The following is a 17,316-nucleotide window of genomic DNA, read 5'->3' as shown; positions in this document are numbered from 1 at the left end:
ACTTGGCGTAGAATGGCCGCATCATGAGTTCGACTCACCTTCCCGACTACGCTGGCGGCAGCATCGTCAATCTGGTGCAGAGCATCGCCACGGCCTGCGGCAGCACCAGCAGTCCATATCCACCGCTGCCTGCGTTGTCGGCGGCGCAACTGGGCCGGGCGCGGCATATCGTACTGCTGGTCATCGATGGGCTGGGGCAACGGACGCTGGCCAGACACGCCAGCAGCCCACATCTGCAACACCACCTGCTCGGCAGCATGACTTCGGTTTTTCCGTCGACCACTGCCAGCGCCATCACCACCTTCATGACCGGCCTCGCGCCGGCGCAGCACGGTCTCACCGGTTGGCATATGCATCTGGACGAGATCGACCAGACCCTGGCAATCCTGCCGCTGACACCCCGACTGGGGCCGCCCCGGCTGTCGCCGGCCGCTCTGCCGTCGCGCCTGTTCGAGCATCCGTCGCTGTTTCAGAGGCTGGATCGCGAGTCCTGGGTGGTGGCGCCACAGAGCATCGTCGGCAGCGCCTTCAACGCCTGGCACTCGCGTGCGGCGCAGACGCTTGCCTACAGCTCGGTCGCCGAGATGTTTGCCTGTCTGGGCGAACTGCTGCAGGAAACGACCCGCTCGCGCTATGTCTATGCATACTACCCCGACCTCGACAGCTGTTCGCATCATTACGGCACCGACAGCCGCCAGGCACAACAGACGCTGAGCGCAGTTGACACCCTGTTCGGTGAGTTGCTGCGCAAGCTGCGCGGCAGCAATACCTGGGTGCTGCTCACCGCCGACCATGGTTTCATTGATTCTCCCCCCCGCCGAGTCATCAGTCTCGACGACCATCCACAGCTCGCCGCACTGCTGCTCCGGCCCTTGTGCGGTGAGCGCCGGGTCGCCTATTGCTACGTCGCCGCGGCTGATCGGCCAGCTTTCGAAGACTATGTGCGCCGCCATCTTGCCCGCGCTGCCCACCTCTACGCCAGCGACCGGCTGATCGCAGGCGGCTGGTTCGGTCCTCCACCCCACCATCCGCGCCTCGCATCCCGGATCGGCGACTACACCCTGGTGATGAAGGACAACTGGACGATCAAGGACTGGCTGCCGGGAGAAAAGCATTTTGCAATGCTCGGCGTACATGGCGGCATCAGTAGCAGCGAAATGCGCGTTCCGCTGATCGCGCTGCTGGCCTAACGGTCATTCATGACTTGTTGACTGCCAGGAGCAGCGGCTTGCCCCACGTATAGCGTATACATTCCACAAGGAGTTTAGCAATGGCCAACGACCCTGCCAAAACCGCACACACCGATCGTCTGATCGCCGACGCCATCCGCAACCGCCTTGGCCGCGAGGCGGGCTATCGTGAACAGGCTCTGAAAATCTACCCGTGGATCTGTGGTCGCTGCGCCCGTGAGTTCACGCAACAGAATCTGCGCGAACTCACCGTTCACCACCGCGACCACAATCACGATAACAACCCCGGCGATGGCAGCAACTGGGAGCTGTTATGCCTCTATTGCCACGATAACGAACACGCCAGGGAACTCGACGCCGCAGCGGCACGCCAAGCCGGAATCACTTCGCTTGGCACGACCGCCAAGGCGCCGGCGACAGCGCAACCGTTCGCGAATCTCAAGGATCTCCTGAAAGGCCGCTGACCCTGCGCTGCCAGGCTGCCCGGACGAGTGCCGGTTGCCGGTTCGGCGAGCTGGCGTACCCTTGCGCGCTGTTTTCAGGCAAAATTCGATTCCCTGCCGGCCGGCACCGTGCCGCCTGGCAATATTTCTGGCAAATCACGCTCGGCCACCGCTGTGCATCGTATGTGGGAGCAAGACAGAGTGCGCAATGAAGACTGCTTCCGCATCCTCGAGGACATCGCCCGCGACCTGTCCGGCGAGGTCGTTTCTTTTCCGACTTTCCTCGATATCACCTTTCAGGTGCGTACCGCGCTCAGGAAACCCGATCTGACCATCGAACATCTGGGGAGGCTGATCAGCGCCGAGCCCTTGATGAGCACCAAGATCATCCGTCTGGCCAATTCGGTGGCGATGAACCCATCCGGAAGGGCCATCGTCGACGTCAATAGCGCGATTGCCCGGGTCGGCATGGAGGTCGTGCGCAGCGTTTCCTTTGCCGTGGCCATGGAACAACTGCTGAGTTCGAAGAAGATGGCACCATTCGAAGTGCTGTCGAAGCGCCTGTGGGAACACACCATGCAGGTTGCCGCACTGTCACGCGTCCTGGCGCGCCGGCTGACCAAGGTCAGTCCCGACGAAGCGATGTTCGCCGGCCTGGTGCATGACCTGGGTGTTTTCTATCTGCTCTCGCGGGCCGTGAATTTCCCTGCCCTGGTCGACGAACCCGCTGAACTGCATGAGTTGCTGGTGCAATGGCATGACAGTATCGGACACGCATTGCTGGCGGCGATGGGGATGCCGGAGGAATTGCTGGTGGTGGTGCAGGAGCACGAACAGGATCGTACGATAGTCACCCTGAAAACGCTGGGGGACGTGCTGTTCGTCGCCAACAAGCTGGCCAATGTGCAGCATGGATGGCGGGACAGCCTGTTTTGCGAGCCCCTTGACCCCGCCAGGTTGTCGGAGTTGTTCGACGCCGAGGCACTCAAGGCTGTGCTTGCCGAGTCCACAGAAGATCTGGCCTCGCTGAAGAGCGCACTCAGTACCTGATCTCGCCGAAAGGCGCTTCCCGAGCAGCCGCTCGCTCGATGACTGCCCGCGCAGCGCGCTACAGCCGCCGGATCATTGCGAGCAGACCGGTGGTCGATGTCTGGTGAATGAACGGCAAGGACAGTACACGCCCACCCCAGCCGCTCACTTCTTCATTGCCGACGATTCTCTCGACCGGCCAGTCGCCACCCTTGACGAGGATGTCGGGCCGGCAATCGAGAATGCGCTGCAAGGGCGTATCTTCCTCAAACCAGGTTACCAGCGTGACGGATTCGAGAGCGGCAATGACCGCCAGACGATCGCGCAGGGGATTGACCGGACGGTCGTCGCCTTTGCCAAGTCGTTTGACCGAAGCATCGGAGTTCAGCGCAACGATCAGCGCCGCGCCGAGTGCGCGGGCTTCGGCGAGGAGGTTGACATGGCCGCGGTGCAGCAGGTCGAAGCAGCCGTTGGTGAACACCAGCGGACGCGGTGCGCCGGTAATGCGCGCAGCGAGTTCGCCGGGGGAAACGATCTTGCTTTCGAAAGCAGGCGCTTTGATCGATGGTCTAGGCGTTGGATCGGGCATGGGTGACTCCACAAAGGCGCTCATCGTACAGGCTTTCCAAATTCGCGCGCAGCACCGATATGATTACTTCTACATTAACAGATTCTAATCGAAAGAGCGTTTGGCAGCAGATGAACGCGGCACTGCGGACGTACGATCCCGTGTATGCGATGCGCAGCCGTGCAGCGGCAGAATAAACAGACCCCGCTGCAGCGGGGTCTGTATGAGTGGTGTGATTACGCTTGTTTGCGGCGGCTGAATCCGAGTCCTGCCAGACCAAGGCTAAGGAGCGCAAGAGAGGCGGGTTCGGGAACCGCGTCAGTGAACGAAATATTGTCTATCGCCTCGAGCAGACCGATCGGTGTTCCGTCCGCCTTCCCGTACCAGAACAGCGCGCTGTCGAAACTGGCAGTCGAAATGCCGATCGACTGGTCGGTCAGGTCGTTGCGGTTCATGACCACGCTCGCGAGACCAACAGAAGTGACGCCGCTGAACACTTCCAGCCAGGCTCGATCACCGGGGGCTGAGCAGCAAGCATCATCGTTGCCGAAAAACAAGTTGAGTGAACTCTTATCCGTGTCGAAGACGATCTTGATCCGGCTTGCGTCGTCAATAGGCGCCTGAAGATTCTGGCTCACCACGGTCTGGTCGGGATGGACCCGCAAGTCCGTCCCGATCGTGTCGAAGAAGTGCACTCCCGCGTCGCCAACCGAAGTAAATCCGTTGGCTTTGGGGCCTAGCGTATCGCCTTCGAAGTCGATAAAGCCGGCCATCGCAGACGTGCTCAAGAGCAGCAACAAGGCCGCCACCCCACAAATCACCCTGCTCTTCATAGCCAACATTTTTATTGGTTTCATTTGGCTTCTCCTTGATTTGAGCGTGTTAAAAAAACCATCCTTAATTAGATGATGTTCGCGGCCCGGATGTGACCTTCGGTGACTTGCCGCTCGAAAGTCCGGGAGTACAGGCTGTCGCCCCGGTCGGCGGTGGTCACTTCCATGCCGATGATGTCCTTGGTCGTTTCGTCTACGGCCAGATCAGATCGTCAGATTGCCGCGGCTGACCAGCGCTCGGTCGTACTTCGAACAGTTCGTCACCCGATACCGCTGTTTGAGCCCCACCTCGCCCGTGCCGCCTTCACCCGCATGGCCATCTCGCACCCTCTGCTTGCCGCCAAACCCGGAACCCCGGAGGCTCATGTCAATATACTACACCAACACCCTGAAGACTTCAGGTAATATGATTTTTAACAATGGCTTAAATAATTATACTGCGCACAACGGAGGGCGCAAGGGAAAACATGCAAGCCGCGATGTAAATAATCTCCGATACTTTCTATAGATCTCCATCTTTTTCAGGGTGGCTGTATTCCGCGCACGAAGCCATGCTTTTTCGGTATCGTTTGCTATCCGGAAGATGCTGCTACGAGGCCAGGCACATGCGTTATCGCTACCCACTGCACATCCATATCTCGACACTGTTTCTGGCGCTGATTCTTCTCGTTGGCGGTGTTCTCGGGGGAATTGGCTACCAGCTCAGCAGCAATCTGCTGGAAGAGTCCGCCGCCGACCTGACGGCACGCATCAGCCGTGCGGCACTGCTGGAGATGCGGCGCATCATCGAACCGGCGGAGGTGGCCGCCCGCCTGTTGAGCCTGCAGCGGGTGACCCGTGCGACCTCGCTCAGGGAGCGTCTCGACAGCCTGGAGTTCATTCGGCAGGCGCTCGACAGTTCGCCGGCCCTGTCTTCGCTCTATATCGGCTACGAAAATGGCGACTTCTTCCTGCTTGGACGGATCGGCCATGGCAGCGTCAGCGAAGCCGCACGAGCGCCGGCCGGCGCGAGCTACGTGGTGCAGAGCATCGAACAGCTGGGGGGGCAGCGGCAGGGTCGATTCATCTATCTCGATTCGGCACTGCAGACTCTGCGCGACGACGACCGTCCGGACTACGCTGCGGCCTATGATCCGCGGGACCGGATCTGGTATAAGCAAGGACTGGCCTCTCGGACGCAGGTCAAGACCGCCCCGTACCTGTTTTTCTCGAGCCGGCGGGTCGGCACGACGCTGGCCAGCCGCGCCGGCGGTGGACGCTCCGTGGTCGGCGCAGACATCCTGCTCGATACCCTTGGAGAGAACCTGGCCAGGCAAAAGGTCACGCCGGGCAGCGTGATGGTTCTCGTCGATTCACAGGGCCATGTACTGGCTTACGAGGAGGCCTCGCGGATGGTGCTGGCCTCGCCGGCCAGCGATGGCAAACCGTCGCTGGCAAGAATCGACGAATTGGGCGTGCCGGCACTGGTACCGCTCCTGCCCGTCGTCAGGAAGATGCAGGACGAGGAAGCGCAGATCCTTGGCGTCACGGTCAGCGGCAACACGTGGAGAGTCTCGGTTAACCGCCTCCTGCTCGAAGGGGTGCCGCCGCTCTACCTCGTCACCGCCATTCCCGAAAGCGAGCTGATGGCCGGTGCCCTGCGAGTGATACAGCATTCGGCATCGGCCACCTTGCTCGTTCTGCTGCTGACGATTCCGCTCACCTGGCTGCTTGCGCAGAGCATTTCGCGTTCGTTGCGCCGTCTGGCCAGCGAAGCCGAGGCGATCCGCCATTTCGAATTTTCCCGGCCGATTGCCCTGGAGTCTTCGATCAAGGAAGTCACCGAGCTGGTGTTGACCATGGACGGGATGAAGAGAACCATCCACCGCTTTCTGGACATCAGCGAGACTGTTGCCGCCGAGCAGAACTTCGACCGACTGCTGCCGCGCCTGCTCTCCGATACGCTCTCGGCATCCGGGGCACGGGCTGGCGTGCTTTACCTGGCCGAGGACGGTCAGCTCAATCCGGCCGCGGCACTCGACGATACCGGTTCGGCACTGGCTGGCGAATTGCCTTCGCTAGACGTAGCGCGCGCCGGCCCGCTACTCGGCGCTGCCCTGACCGACGGCGTCGCTCGTGCCAACCGGCTGCAGCCCGAAGATATTGCCTGCCTGGGGCCGGCGACTGCAAACCTGGCCGAGGCGAGCCACGCCATTGCCGTCCCGCTCTGCAACCGCAAGAGCGAACTGGTCGGCGCGATGATCCTGCTCTGCGATACGGCAACGGATAGCAGCCGCCTGAGCTTCGTCAAAGCCCTTTCCGGTACGGCAGCGGTGTCGCTCGAAAGCAAGGCATTGATCAAGGCTCAGAAGGATTTGTTCGAAGCCTTCATCCAGTTGCTGGCCACGGCGATTGATGCCAAGAGTCCATATACCGGCGGTCACTGCGCACGCGTTCCGGAACTGACCAAGATGCTCGCCCGCGCGGCGTGCGCTGCCAGCAGCGGTCCCTATCAGGATTTCCAGTTGACCGAGGATGACTGGGAAGCGTTACATGTGGCCGCCTGGCTGCATGACTGCGGCAAGGTGACGACGCCCGAATACGTGGTGGACAAGGCCACCAAGCTCGAAGCCATTCATGACCGCATCCACGAAATACGGATGCGCTTTGAAGTGCTCAAACGTGACGCGGAAATCAGCGGCCTGCAGGCCATTGTCGCAGGTACGGACGCAGAATCGGTACACCGCCGCGTCGCCGCCGAGCTGCAGCGGCTCGACGACGATTTTGCCTTCGTTGCCAGTTGCAACGAAGGGGGTGAATTCATGGCTCCGGAAAGCATCGATCGCCTGCGCTCGATCGCCACACGGACCTGGCTGCGCACGCTCGATGACCGCATCGGCATTTCCCGGGAAGAGAAACTGCGCAAGGCGCGCACCCCTTGCCCGAAACTGCCCGTTGTCGAAGCACTGCTCGCCGACAAGCCGGAGCACGTTTTTGCAAGGCGGCCGCAGGATCGCATGCCGGAGAACAACCGTTGGGGATTTCGCATGCCGGTTCCGGCGCTGCTGTACAACCGAGGCGAACTCTACAACCTCTCTGTCGCGCGCGGCACCTTGTCGGCAGAGGAGCGCTACAAGATCAACGAGCATATCGTGCAGACGCTGGTCATGCTTTCGCAACTGCCTTTCCCGAGGCACCTCCGGCAAGTGCCGGAAATCGCCGGAGCTCACCACGAGAAAATGGATGGCAGCGGCTACCCGCGGCAACTCAGGCGCGAGCAAATGAGCCCGCTGGCGAGGATGATGGCCATCGCCGACATTTTCGAAGCATTGACGGCGGTAGACCGGCCCTACAAGAAGGGCAAGACGCTGTCGGAAGCGCTGGCCATCATGTCCCGGATGCAACAGGAGCAGCACATCGATCCGGATTTGTTCGCACTCTTCCTGCGCGCCGGCGTCCATCTCGACTATGCCCGAGAATTCATGCAGCCGGAGCAGGTCGACGCGATAGACGTCGAGCGCTTGCTCGCCACGACGCTTCGCCCGCCACCCGCAGTCTGACTCGGCACTCGATCCGCTCTGGTGCAGCTCCCTCCCTCCCGGATCAGCGAGCGCGACCGGGTGTGACATCGTCGACCGCAGCATTCGCCACAGACTGTCAGAATTTTTTACCGCTACGGTGAACCACTCCCGGCAGCGCAAAGAATCTGCCGCCCAAGTGGCTATTTAATTAGCGGTGTTTATATAAAGACATAGTCTTTGCTTATGTCGTGCTGGCTAGGCTGAGCCTTCTCGTTTGCTCTGGTCGGTGGCCCGGAAAGCTTCGGCAACCCCTCCGTAGAGCTCCCTTATTATACTGCCATCGTATTGATGAGAATACTATTTATGCTTGCCTGCGAGGGGTTTCTGGGCGCCGGATTGGGGCTCTCGGCGCGGGCTTCGAGGGGCAGGGAGCGCACCCATGTGAGATAAAACGTGCCATTGGTCACATAGGAGTCCATTAATTCAACTTATTGTAGCCACATGCACACCCTAATCTTTCTGGACTCCCTTTATCCGGGTGCGAACGAAAGTGTTGGGCGAGTCCCGCTCTGATAATTGTCAGCGACGTGAGCAAACGTAAGGAAATTAGCGGAGAGTTGCGATAGAGTAGGGAACCCATCCACGGAGAGAAGCCATGCCTAAGATTTCCCACATCGAACCTTGCGATTCCAGAGACTTGGTGGCCCGTTTGGAGGCTAATCCAAAGATACTGGCGAAAGTGCTAGAGATGCTGGAGTTGGTGGAGAACGCCGAAGGGGATCTGCGTCGGGCCGATGAAGCCGAGCGCCGCGTGATAGAAATTCTCCGCGGGACGGGCCAGGAGATTCTGACGGGATGGGCCGAGCAGGTTGCTGAGGCGGTGACAGCCGAGGTGCGGGCCGCTGAGCCGGTCGTGGTACACGCGAAAAAAAAGTTCTCTGGTATACGACATACGGCTCGGTCATGGTGGAGGAGGAATGCTTTCTCCACAAAGAAACAAACCGGCTGCTTCGTCCTTTTTCAGAAGCTGCCGGTGTCCGTTGCCGGAGCCATTCTCTGCCACTGGAGCGCGCCGTGACGGACTTGGGCGCCGACCTTCCCTTTGGACAGGTTGCGGCAAAAATCAAGGAGCACTACGGTGTTGACTTGGCGGTCAGTGCGCCCCGGACGCTCACCGAACGGGTGGCCTGTGAATTAACGGAGGCAGATTGCCTGCCGGTGGCGGGCCCATCGAACACCGCGAAGAGGCTGATTGTGGAGACGGACGGCGGAATGGTGCCCCTTGTCGAGACCGTGGAGGGCGCTGCGGACGCCCGCAAGGGGAAGCGCACGCACTGGCGAGAAGCGAAGGTCTGTATCGCACAGCGGCAGGGCGAGGCCGTTCCCAAGGCCGGCGTGACGATGGAGGGTCCCCGGGAAGCGGGGGCCATCCTGAAGCGGCTGGTCGATGCGCTGGGATTTGGCCCCAAGACCCAGGTTCACTGTGTTGGCGACGGGGCGGCTTGGATAAGCAGCCAAATCGAGGAACTGTTCGGTACTCAGGGGACCTTCCTGGTCGACTTGTTCCACGTCTGCGAATATCTGACCCCAGCCAGCAAGGTCTGCGCGCCGGATTCTGCCCAGGATTGGGTGGCCTCCCAGAAGGCGCGATTCCTGCTGGGACAGGCCCGCGAGGTGGTTGCAGAGATGAAACTGCACCTCGAACCTGCATCGGTCGATGACCCGCAGGCTCCGGTGCGCGTCGCCTGGCGCTATTTCTCCAACCGACTCGACCAGTTGGACTACCCCCGCGCACTTGCGCTGAATCTGCCCGTCGGCTCTGGCGAGGTCGAGAGTTCTCATCGCTACCTCGTGCAGGCCCGCCTCAAGCGCCCAGGGGCTTGGTGGCGTGCGGACATGGCTCAAGCCATGATCAACCTGCGTGTCATGCGACATAACCAGCTGTGGGAAACCTATTGGGAAAAGCGCTGGGCGGAGCCTCTACGCAGAGCGGCTTAAAACCGAGACTCCCCGTCCAACACTTTCGTTCGCACCCCCTTTATCCCCTTCCTCCCATGAATACGAAAATCTGTGTCAAGTGCAAGCAAGAAAAATCCGTCCTGGAATTTCACAAAAGCTCACGAAGTTCGGATGGCCTGCATTCCTATTGCAAGGAGTGCAACAAGGCTCAGGCGATCGCGCACATCCGGGCTGAAAAGGCCAGAAAAGCGCTGCTGCGTGCTGCCAGGAAGGCCGCCAGCAATGTGGAGTGATCCGGCGCGCCGAGTGGCTGCGGTTTGGCTTCGCGTCAGACCAGAGTTCAGTGGCCAAGTCCCCAGTACTGCGGATCACCAAAAGTCGTCTTGAGCTGATCGATGAACAACCGAACCCGCAATGGCAAATGCCGGCGTTGCGGAAATACGGCGTAGATACCGACGCTGGGAGCCGCATGCTCGTCGAGCAGGGAAACGAGCCGGCCACTCTGCAAATCATCACCCACTTCCCACATCGATCGCCAGGCCAATCCCTTTCCGGCCAGTGCCCAGGCGTGTAACACCGCACCATCGTTGCACTCGAAAGTGCCCGATACCTTGTGGTTAGCCACCTCCCCTTCCACGTTCTGGCGCAGCACCCAGCCACGCTGTTGGCCAAGCGACAGACAGTTGTGTGCGGTCAGTTCGGCCGGCGTACGGGGTGCCCCGTGTTCCGCCAGGTAGGCCGGGCTGGCGACGACGACGCGGCGCATTTCACCAAGTTTGCTGCTCGCCAGGCTCGAATCGGCCATTTCGCCGATGCGTACCGCACAGTCGACGCCCTCATTGAGCAGATCGACAATCCGATCGGTGAGATCGAGCCGCACGCTGACCTGTGGATTGGCCTGCATGAAAACGGCCACCTGAGGCGCCACATGCCGGCGCCCAAAACCGGCCGGCGCCGACACCTTGAGGTGACCGCTGGCACGAATGCCGCCGAGTGAAACTGCCGCTTCGGCATTCGCCAGGTCGTTGAGGATGCGCTGACAGTCTTCGAGGAAAGCCTGCCCTTCGAAGGTCAGCGACAGCTTTCGCGTCGTGCGCAGCAGCAGCTTGACGCCAAGGCGCGCCTCCAGAGCATCGAGCCGGCGCCCGATCACTGCCGGCGTGATCCCTTCAAGTTGTGCTGCTGCCGAGAGACTGCCACGTGTCGCTGCGTTAACGAAGGCCTCGATTTGCTTGATATGATCCATCTCGCCGATTCGATACCAGAAGTAAAAGATAATTTGATTCTAATCGCTCTTATCTTTCATTGCAGCATCCAATAGAATCGCTGCATTGCTTATCACCCATCGAAAGGAGTCATCGTATGAGTCTCGATCTGCCCGCCGGCATGCAAATCAACGCACCGATCCAACCCGGTTACGAAACCATTCTCACCCCCGAGGCGCTGGCTCTGGTCACCAAACTGCACCGCTCTTTCGAGGGTCGCCGCCAGGAACTGCTGCAGGCACGCGTTGCTCGCCAGGAACGGATCGACGCTGGCGAGATGCCCGACTTTCTGCCGGAAACCCAATCCATCCGCGACGGCGACTGGAAAATTGCACCGCTGCCGAAGGCGCTCGAGCGCCGCCGCACCGAAATCACCGGCCCGGTCGAAGCCAAGATGATCATCAACGCCTACAACTCGGGCGCCGATTCGTACATGAGCGACTTCGAGGACTCGAACAGTCCGAAGTGGGACAACCAGATCCAGGGCCAGGTCAACCTCTACAAAGCCATTCGGCGCCAGTTGTCGTTCACCAACGAAGCCGGCAAGGAATATGCACTCAACGACACCATCGCCACTCTGCAGATTCGTCCGCGCGGCTGGCACCTCGACGAAAAACACGTCACCGTCGATGGTCAGCGCGTTTCCGGCGGCATCTTCGACTTCGGACTCGTCTTTTTTCACAACGCCAGAGAGCAGATCGCGCGTGGCGCTGGCCCCTTCTTCTATCTGCCAAAGATGGAATCGCATCTCGAAGCGCGCCTGTGGAACGACATCTTCATCCTGGCGCAGGAGCACATCGGCCTGCCGCGCGGCACCATCAAGGCCACCGTGCTGGTCGAGACCATCCTTGCCACCTTCGAGATGGAGGAAATCCTCTACGAACTGCGCGAGCACTCTGCCGGCCTCAACGCCGGACGCTGGGACTACATTTTCTCGTGCATCAAAAAGTTCAAGAAGAACCCGGACTTCTGCCTCGCCAATCGTGGAGCAATCACCATGGAGGTTCCCTTCATGCGCAGCTACGCGCTGCAACTGGTCAAGATCTGCCACAAGCGAGGCGCGCCGGCGATGGGCGGCATGAGTGCACTGATTCCGATCAAGAACGATCCGGTGGCCAACGAAAAGGCGCTGGCAGGCATCCGTCACGACAAGACCCGCGACGCCAATGACGGCTTCGATGGCGGTTGGGTGGCCCACCCAGGGTTGGTGGCGATCGCTGCCGAGGAGTTTCAGAAGGTGCTCGGCGACCGCCCGAACCAGTGGGAAAAGCAGCGCGACGAGACCTTCACCGCGGCGGATTTCCTCAACTTCCAGCCTTCACAACCCATCACCGAAGCCGGTGTGCGCAACAACATCAACGTCGGCATTCACTACCTCGGCAGCTGGCTCGCCGGCAACGGCTGCGTGCCGATCCACAACCTGATGGAAGACGCCGCCACGGCCGAGATCTCGCGTTCGCAGGTCTGGCAATGGGTGGTTTCGCCCAAAGGCGTCCTCGATGACGGCCGCAAGGTCACCGCCGAGATGGTGCGTGGCATGATCGCCGAAGAACTGCTCAAGGTGAAAGCCACGGTCAGCGCTCAGGGAGAAGATACTGCCACCTACGATCAGGCAGCAGTCATTTTCGACAAGATGTCGCTGACACCGGAATACCCGGAGTTCCTGACCCTGCCGCTGTACGAAGCAATGGAATAGACCCTCAGGACGAGGCTCCCAGGGCGCGCGCGCGCAAGGCTCTGAGTTCACGGCTGGCCGGATCCGGCGATGTGCGGGTCGGCCAGCCCTGCAGGTGACTGGCGGCCAGGTCGGCGAGTGCGTGAATCCAGTCGTCACGCTCGTTGAGGCAGGAAAGATAGTGAAATTCCCTGCCGCCGGCCCGCATGAATTCGCGCTTGCCTTCGATGGCGATTTCTTCGAGCGTTTCCAGACAATCTGCCGGGAAGCCCGGGCAGATCACATCGACCCGCTGCACGCCCTGTGTTGCCAGTGCCTGGAGTGTTGCCGCGGTATACGGCTGCAGCCATTCGGCACGGCCGAAACGCGACTGAAAACAGACCTGGTATTGTTCCTGGCCGAGACCCAGTGCCTCGGCAAGCAGACGGCCGGTCTTGTGGCACTCGCAGTGGTAGGGGTCGCCCTTGTCCAGCGTGTAGCGCGGCAAGCCATGAAAGCTCATGACCAGGCGATACGATCGGTCCGGCCGGGCATGGCTGAACCAGTGCTCGCGAACACTCGCTGCCAGCGCAGCAATGTAGCCGGGGTGATCAGCGAAACTCCTGACCATGCGTACTTCCGGCTGATTGCGCACGCGCTGCAGCCAGGCGCCAAGCGCATCGAAGGTGCTGGCCGTCGTGCTTGCCGAATACTGTGGATAGAGTGGCAGCAACAATATGCGCGTGCAGCCCTCGGCCTTGAGACGCGAGAGTGTTGCCGGAATCGACGGCTCACCATAACGCATGGCGAAGTCGACGAGCACCCGATGCCCGGCCTGCCCAAGAAAGCCACGCAGCAACTTGGCCTGTCGTTCGACATGCACGCGCAGTGGCGAGCCTTCGGCAGTCCACACCGCCGCATACTTTTCCGCCGACCGGCGCGGTCGAATGTTGAGAATGATGCCGTTGAGAATCAGCCACCAGGCGGCGCGCGGGATCTCGACGACGCGCGGGTCGGAGAGAAACTCCTTGAGGTAGCGGCGCACCGCCGCAGCCGTCGGCGCTGCCGGTGTCCCCAGGTTGATCAGCAGGACGGCGCTGCCTGCGGAGTTATCGTGGCGGTAGGCCGGCTCCGGAAGATAAGGTGGCATCAGTATCTGGCCTGATAGGTCAGCGCCGAAGAGAGCAGTCGGGCGGTAATTTCGACGATCGGAATGACCCGCTCGTAGGCCATGCGGGTTGGGCCGATGACGCCCACCGAGCCGACCACTTCGCCGTCCACGGCATAAGGGGCGGTGACCACGCTGCACTCATCCAGAGGGGCCAGTCCCGATTCGCCGCCAATGAAGATTTGCACGCCGTCGGCACGCTTCGAGAGCTCGAGCAACTGCATCAGCGAGGTCCGCTGCTCGAAGAGGTCGAACAATTCGCGCAACCGCTTCATGTTCGACGAGAACTCCTCGACTTCGAGCAGATTGCGCTCGCCGGAAATGACATAGCGGCTGTCCGGCCCACGCATCACCTCGTCGCCGGCCGTCAGCGCCGCGGCCATCAGCGTCTGCAGATCCCCGCGCAGTTTCTGCAGATCTTCCTGGAGACGGCGACTGATGTGCTCGAAATCCTGGCCGGCAAAATGCTGATTGAGATAGTTGGTCGCGGTCACCAGTTCGGATGGTGTATAGGATCGCCCAGGGAAGAGCAGGCGATTCTGCACGTCGCCGTCGGAAGTGACCAGGATCAGCAGAATGCGCTTATCTGACAGACTGATGAACTCTATCTGACGGATCTTCGGCGTCCGACGGCGCGGCGCCAGGACGATGCCTGCAAAATGGGTCAGCCCGGACAACAAGTGCGAAGCCTTGCTGATCAATTGTGTGGGCTGCGAGGGGAGAAGCTGTCCCTCGATGGCGTCGAGTTTGTCCTTTTCGAGGGGTTTGACGGTCAGCAGGCTATCGACAAAAAAGCGGTAGCCGCGTGACGTGGGCACGCGTCCGGCGGAAGTGTGCGGACTGGCAATCAGACCAATCTCTTCCAGGTCGGCCATCACATTGCGCACTGTGGCTGCAGACAGGTCCAGGCACGAGTACCTGGACAGGGCGCGCGAGCCGACCGGCTGCCCTTCGGCAATATAGCGTTCGATCAGGGTCTTGAGGAGTGTTTTGGCACGGTCGTCTAGCATGGGTCCGATTCTACAAAAAATCCTTCACTCACGGGGTGCCGCGGCAGCAGCCTGAATTGTGGTTTAATTCGCCCATGAACAACGCCTTTCCTCAAGCTTCGGCTGATTGTGTGCAGCCACCCCGGACGATCGCGCTGGTCGGAAAGTACCACAGTCCGGAGATTGCCGAGTCGATTCGCTTGCTGGCCAAATACCTGCACGAACGCGGCATGACCGTACTGATCGAGGAAGAGACCGCCTGCAACGTCATCTCGCATCTGGAACTCGGGAGTTGGGCGAGCGGCAATTTCACGTGGCTCGGTGCCCATGCCGACATCGCCATAGTCGTCGGTGGCGACGGTACCATGCTCAATGCCGCACGCCAACTGGCCCGTTATCGGGTGCCCCTGGTCGGCGTAAACCAGGGGCGTCTCGGCTTCATGACCGACATTGCACGTAGCGACATGCTGACCTGCATGGACGACCTCCTGGACGGCAAGTTCGTTCCGGAAACACGCATGCTGCTCGATGCCGAGGTCGTGCGTGGCGAGCGCAGTGTCGTTTCCAACCTGGCGTTGAACGATGTGGTGGTGGACAAGGGCGCGATTGGTCGGATGATCGAATTCGAGCTGTTCATCGACGGCGAGTTCATTTACCACCTGCGCTCGGACGGCCTGATCGTCGCCACCTCCACCGGCTCGACGGCCTACGCACTCTCGGCCAATGGCCCGATCCTGCATCCGCAGGTTTCCGCCATCGCCCTGGTTCCGCTCTGCCCACACGCACTGACCAACCGGCCAATCCTGGTGGGTGACCGGAACGAAATCGAGATCCGGATCGTGCACGCCACCGATTCGCGTGCCCACTTCGATGGCCAGGTGACGGTTGATCTCCGGAACGAGGATTCCGTACGTATTCGTCGCTCCGAATATTCGATCTGTCTGCTGCATCCGCCGGGTTACAGCTACTTTGCCATGCTCCGTCAAAAGCTGCACTGGAGCGAGCGGCCCAAGGAACATTAGTCCATTGCCGTGACGACCAGATTGACGACCTACATATGCTCTGTCGTTTGACAATTCGCGACTTCGTGCTGGTCGACCGGCTGGAACTCGAGTTCCAGCAAGGATTTGGCGCGCTGACCGGAGAAACCGGCGCCGGCAAGTCGATTCTCGTTGACGCCCTGGCATTCGCGCTGGGTGAGCGCGCCGATACGGGCCTCATTCGCGCCGGGTGCGAGCGCGCGGAGGTAAATGCCGAGTTCGACCTCGCGGCTTCGCCGGCAGCTGCCGCCTGGCTACAGGAGCATGATCTGGATACGCAGGGTGTCTTGCTGCTGCGTCGCGTGCTGGATGCCAACGGTCGTTCGCGTGCCTATCTGAATGGTTCGCCGGTCACCGTACAACAGTTGCGGGAGGTGGCCGAATCGCTGGTCGACATTCACGGCCAGCATGCGCATCAGTCTCTGTTACGCAGCGAAGCGCAGCGCGCATTGCTCGATTCGCATGCCCGGCTCGAGCCCTTGCTGGCGGAAGTGGCTGCCGCCTGGCGCAACTGGCGCGCAGCCAAAGCACTGTTCGATCACGCCAGCAGCGGCATCGAGGCCTTGGCGGTCGAACGCGAGCAACTCGACTGGCAAGTTCGCGAACTGCAAACACTCGGCTTCTCGACCGAAGAATGGCTGCTGCTGAACGAAGAGCACAAGCGCTTGGGCCACGCAGCCAGCCTGGTCGAAGGAGCACAGTTCTCCTTGCAGGTCTTGACCGAGGGAGACGCAGCTTGTGAGGCCCAGGTGGCTGCCGTAGCCAATCGCCTGGATGGGCTTTCGGAGTACGATCCGGCGCTTTCCGAAGTCGCCGTCCTGCTGCAATCGGTGCAAGCTGAACTCAGCGAAGCGATCTCCGCCCTGCATCGTTACACCAACCGTGTCGAGCTGGATCCACAGCGTCTGGTGGAAGTCGAACAGCGCATCGAAGCGGTTCTCGGATGTGCGCGCAAATTCCGCTGTGCTCCCGATGACTTGCCAGGGCTGCTGGCGCGCTGGCAGGAGCGATTGAGCGTCCTCGGGGAAGCTGCCGATCTTGCAAGCCTCGCGGCGCGCGCCGCTGCCGCCCGCGCGCAATATGAACAGCTTGCACAGCGCTTATCCGGCAAACGCGCCAGCGCAGCCGAGGCGCTCGGCCGCGAGGTCAGCCAGGTCATGCAGCAGTTGGCGCTTGCTGGGGGCCGCTTCGAGCTTGGTTTGCTGCCGGTCGAAGGGGGTAATGCCAGCGGGCTTGAACAGGTCGAGTTTCGTATCGCCGGTCTGGCCGGTAGTGAACCGCGGCCGCTGGCCAAGGTGGCTTCAGGAGGCGAACTCTCGCGTATCAGCCTCGCCATCCAGGTGGTGACCAGTCAGGCAGCAAGTGTACCGACCCTGATCTTCGACGAGGTCGATGTCGGAATCGGCGGTGGGGTTGCCGAAGTGGTCGGCCGTTTGTTGCGCGAGTTGGGAGGCGAACGACAGGTCCTCTGTGTGACGCACCTGCCACAGGTTGCCGCACGCGCCAACTGGCAATGGCAGGTCAGCAAGAAGAGCCGTGCAGGGGAGGTTCGCAGCCAGGTTGCCACTCTCGAGGGAGATGCACGGGTCGAGGAAATCGCCCGCATGCTCGGCGGCATCGACATTACGGCGATCACTCGTCGACATGCCAGGGAAATGCTGAGGCGATCGTGAGCAGC

14 protein-coding genes and 1 pseudogene are annotated in these 17,316 nt (G+C 61.0%); 9 read left to right on the top strand and 6 right to left on the bottom strand.

Annotated features, from left to right (window positions below):
* Positions 1–23 precede the first annotated feature (23 nt).
* The 3 genes from V5B59_RS13305 to V5B59_RS13295 all read left to right on the top strand — a co-directional run bounded on the left by V5B59_RS13305 (position 24) and on the right by V5B59_RS13295 (position 2,683).
* Positions 24–1,190 (top strand): alkaline phosphatase family protein, encoded by a 1,167-nt coding sequence (locus tag V5B59_RS13305; protein WP_034916175.1) that lies wholly within the window; start codon positions 24–26, stop codon positions 1,188–1,190.
* 80 nt (positions 1,191–1,270) lie between these two features.
* On the top strand, positions 1,271–1,654 hold the full coding sequence (locus V5B59_RS13300; protein WP_034916172.1) for a YajD family HNH nuclease: 384 nt from the start codon (positions 1,271–1,273) through the stop codon (positions 1,652–1,654).
* A gap of 180 nt (positions 1,655–1,834) precedes the next feature.
* The gene (locus tag V5B59_RS13295) at positions 1,835–2,683 is read left to right on the top strand and encodes an HDOD domain-containing protein (RefSeq protein ID WP_169069153.1); all 849 of its coding nucleotides are present in this window, start codon (positions 1,835–1,837) and stop codon (positions 2,681–2,683) included.
* Between the two features lie 58 nt (positions 2,684–2,741).
* Here V5B59_RS13295 and V5B59_RS13290 read toward each other — a convergent pair whose 3' ends face one another.
* The 3 genes and pseudogenes from V5B59_RS13290 to V5B59_RS13280 form a co-directional block, all read right to left on the bottom strand.
* Positions 2,742–3,251, bottom strand: a complete 510-nt coding sequence (locus V5B59_RS13290) for an adenylyltransferase/cytidyltransferase family protein (RefSeq protein ID WP_169069152.1) — start codon at positions 3,249–3,251, stop codon at positions 2,742–2,744.
* 215 nt (positions 3,252–3,466) lie between these two features.
* On the bottom strand, positions 3,467–4,087 hold the full coding sequence (locus V5B59_RS13285) for a PEP-CTERM sorting domain-containing protein (RefSeq protein ID WP_248594637.1): 621 nt from the start codon (positions 4,085–4,087) through the stop codon (positions 3,467–3,469).
* Between the two features lie 183 nt (positions 4,088–4,270).
* Positions 4,271–4,383, bottom strand: a pseudogene (locus V5B59_RS13280) (IS5/IS1182 family transposase); the annotation flags it as partial.
* A 285-nt stretch (positions 4,384–4,668) separates the two neighbouring features.
* Between V5B59_RS13280 and V5B59_RS13275 the strand changes: the two are divergent.
* The 3 genes from V5B59_RS13275 to V5B59_RS13265 all read left to right on the top strand — a co-directional run bounded on the left by V5B59_RS13275 (position 4,669) and on the right by V5B59_RS13265 (position 9,561).
* Positions 4,669–7,602 carry an HD domain-containing phosphohydrolase gene (locus tag V5B59_RS13275; protein WP_332351964.1) on the top strand — a complete coding sequence of 978 codons (2,934 nt, stop codon included), beginning with the start codon at positions 4,669–4,671 and terminating at the stop codon, positions 7,600–7,602.
* 616 nt (positions 7,603–8,218) lie between these two features.
* A complete protein-coding gene (locus V5B59_RS13270) occupies positions 8,219–8,641 on the top strand; it encodes a hypothetical protein (protein WP_034931510.1) in 423 nt (140 codons plus the stop codon).
* Complete coding sequence (locus tag V5B59_RS13265) at positions 8,638–9,561, top strand: hypothetical protein (protein WP_332351391.1); 924 nt, start codon at positions 8,638–8,640, stop codon at positions 9,559–9,561. Before V5B59_RS13270 ends, V5B59_RS13265 begins: the two co-directional genes overlap by 4 nt.
* 301 nt (positions 9,562–9,862) lie before the next feature.
* Here the strand turns inward: V5B59_RS13265 and V5B59_RS13260 are convergent, their stop codons facing one another.
* Positions 9,863–10,768: a LysR family transcriptional regulator gene (locus V5B59_RS13260; protein WP_169069151.1), complete on the bottom strand. Its 906-nt coding sequence runs from the start codon at positions 10,766–10,768 to the stop codon at positions 9,863–9,865.
* Positions 10,769–10,884: 116 nt separating this feature from the next.
* On the opposite strand from V5B59_RS13260, the gene aceB reads away from it, so the two are divergent.
* A complete protein-coding gene (gene aceB / locus V5B59_RS13255) occupies positions 10,885–12,483 on the top strand; it encodes a malate synthase A (RefSeq protein ID WP_169069150.1) in 1,599 nt (532 codons plus the stop codon).
* A 4-nt stretch (positions 12,484–12,487) separates the two neighbouring features.
* On the opposite strand, the gene hemH is transcribed toward aceB, so the two are convergent.
* Positions 12,488–13,591 carry a ferrochelatase gene (gene hemH, locus V5B59_RS13250; RefSeq protein WP_169069149.1) on the bottom strand — a complete coding sequence of 368 codons (1,104 nt, stop codon included), beginning with the start codon at positions 13,589–13,591 and terminating at the stop codon, positions 12,488–12,490.
* Positions 13,591–14,619, bottom strand: coding sequence for a heat-inducible transcriptional repressor HrcA (hrcA, locus tag V5B59_RS13245; protein WP_169069148.1), 1,029 nt, complete (start codon positions 14,617–14,619; stop codon positions 13,591–13,593). Before hrcA ends, hemH begins: the two co-directional genes overlap by 1 nt.
* A gap of 74 nt (positions 14,620–14,693) precedes the next feature.
* On the opposite strand from hrcA, the gene V5B59_RS13240 reads away from it, so the two are divergent.
* Together V5B59_RS13240 and recN are read left to right on the top strand one after the other, a co-directional pair.
* On the top strand, positions 14,694–15,620 hold the full coding sequence (locus V5B59_RS13240; protein WP_169069147.1) for an NAD kinase: 927 nt from the start codon (positions 14,694–14,696) through the stop codon (positions 15,618–15,620).
* Positions 15,621–15,655: 35 nt separating this feature from the next.
* Positions 15,656–17,311 (top strand): DNA repair protein RecN, encoded by a 1,656-nt coding sequence (gene recN, locus V5B59_RS13235; RefSeq protein WP_169069146.1) that lies wholly within the window; start codon positions 15,656–15,658, stop codon positions 17,309–17,311.
* Positions 17,312–17,316 lie beyond the last annotated feature (5 nt).

Origin of the sequence: Candidatus Accumulibacter contiguus, assembly GCF_036625285.1 — a bacterium.
Taxonomy (GTDB): Bacteria; Pseudomonadota; Gammaproteobacteria; order Burkholderiales; family Rhodocyclaceae; genus Accumulibacter; species Accumulibacter contiguus.
Note: the sequence above shows the minus strand (reverse complement) of the source record. Positions and strands in the feature narration are given on the sequence as shown.

Bases quoted from the DNA above. Each gene is read 5' to 3' on its own strand.
- V5B59_RS13305 (WP_034916175.1), top strand. From the start codon at position 24: ATGAGTTCGACTCACCTTCCCGACTACGCTGGCGGCAGCATCGTCAAT.
- V5B59_RS13300 (WP_034916172.1), top strand. From the start codon at position 1,271: ATGGCCAACGACCCTGCCAAAACCGCACACACCGATCGTCTGATCGCC.
- V5B59_RS13290 (WP_169069152.1), bottom strand. From the start codon at position 3,251: ATGCCCGATCCAACGCCTAGACCATCGATCAAAGCGCCTGCTTTCGAA.
- V5B59_RS13285 (WP_248594637.1), bottom strand. From the start codon at position 4,087: ATGAAACCAATAAAAATGTTGGCTATGAAGAGCAGGGTGATTTGTGGG.
- V5B59_RS13275 (WP_332351964.1), top strand. From the start codon at position 4,669: ATGCGTTATCGCTACCCACTGCACATCCATATCTCGACACTGTTTCTG.
- V5B59_RS13270 (WP_034931510.1), top strand. From the start codon at position 8,219: ATGCCTAAGATTTCCCACATCGAACCTTGCGATTCCAGAGACTTGGTG.
- V5B59_RS13260 (WP_169069151.1), bottom strand. From the start codon at position 10,768: ATGGATCATATCAAGCAAATCGAGGCCTTCGTTAACGCAGCGACACGT.
- aceB (WP_169069150.1), top strand. From the start codon at position 10,885: ATGAGTCTCGATCTGCCCGCCGGCATGCAAATCAACGCACCGATCCAA.
- hemH (WP_169069149.1), bottom strand. From the start codon at position 13,591: ATGCCACCTTATCTTCCGGAGCCGGCCTACCGCCACGATAACTCCGCA.
- hrcA (WP_169069148.1), bottom strand. From the start codon at position 14,619: ATGCTAGACGACCGTGCCAAAACACTCCTCAAGACCCTGATCGAACGC.
- V5B59_RS13240 (WP_169069147.1), top strand. From the start codon at position 14,694: ATGAACAACGCCTTTCCTCAAGCTTCGGCTGATTGTGTGCAGCCACCC.
- recN (WP_169069146.1), top strand. From the start codon at position 15,656: ATGCTCTGTCGTTTGACAATTCGCGACTTCGTGCTGGTCGACCGGCTG.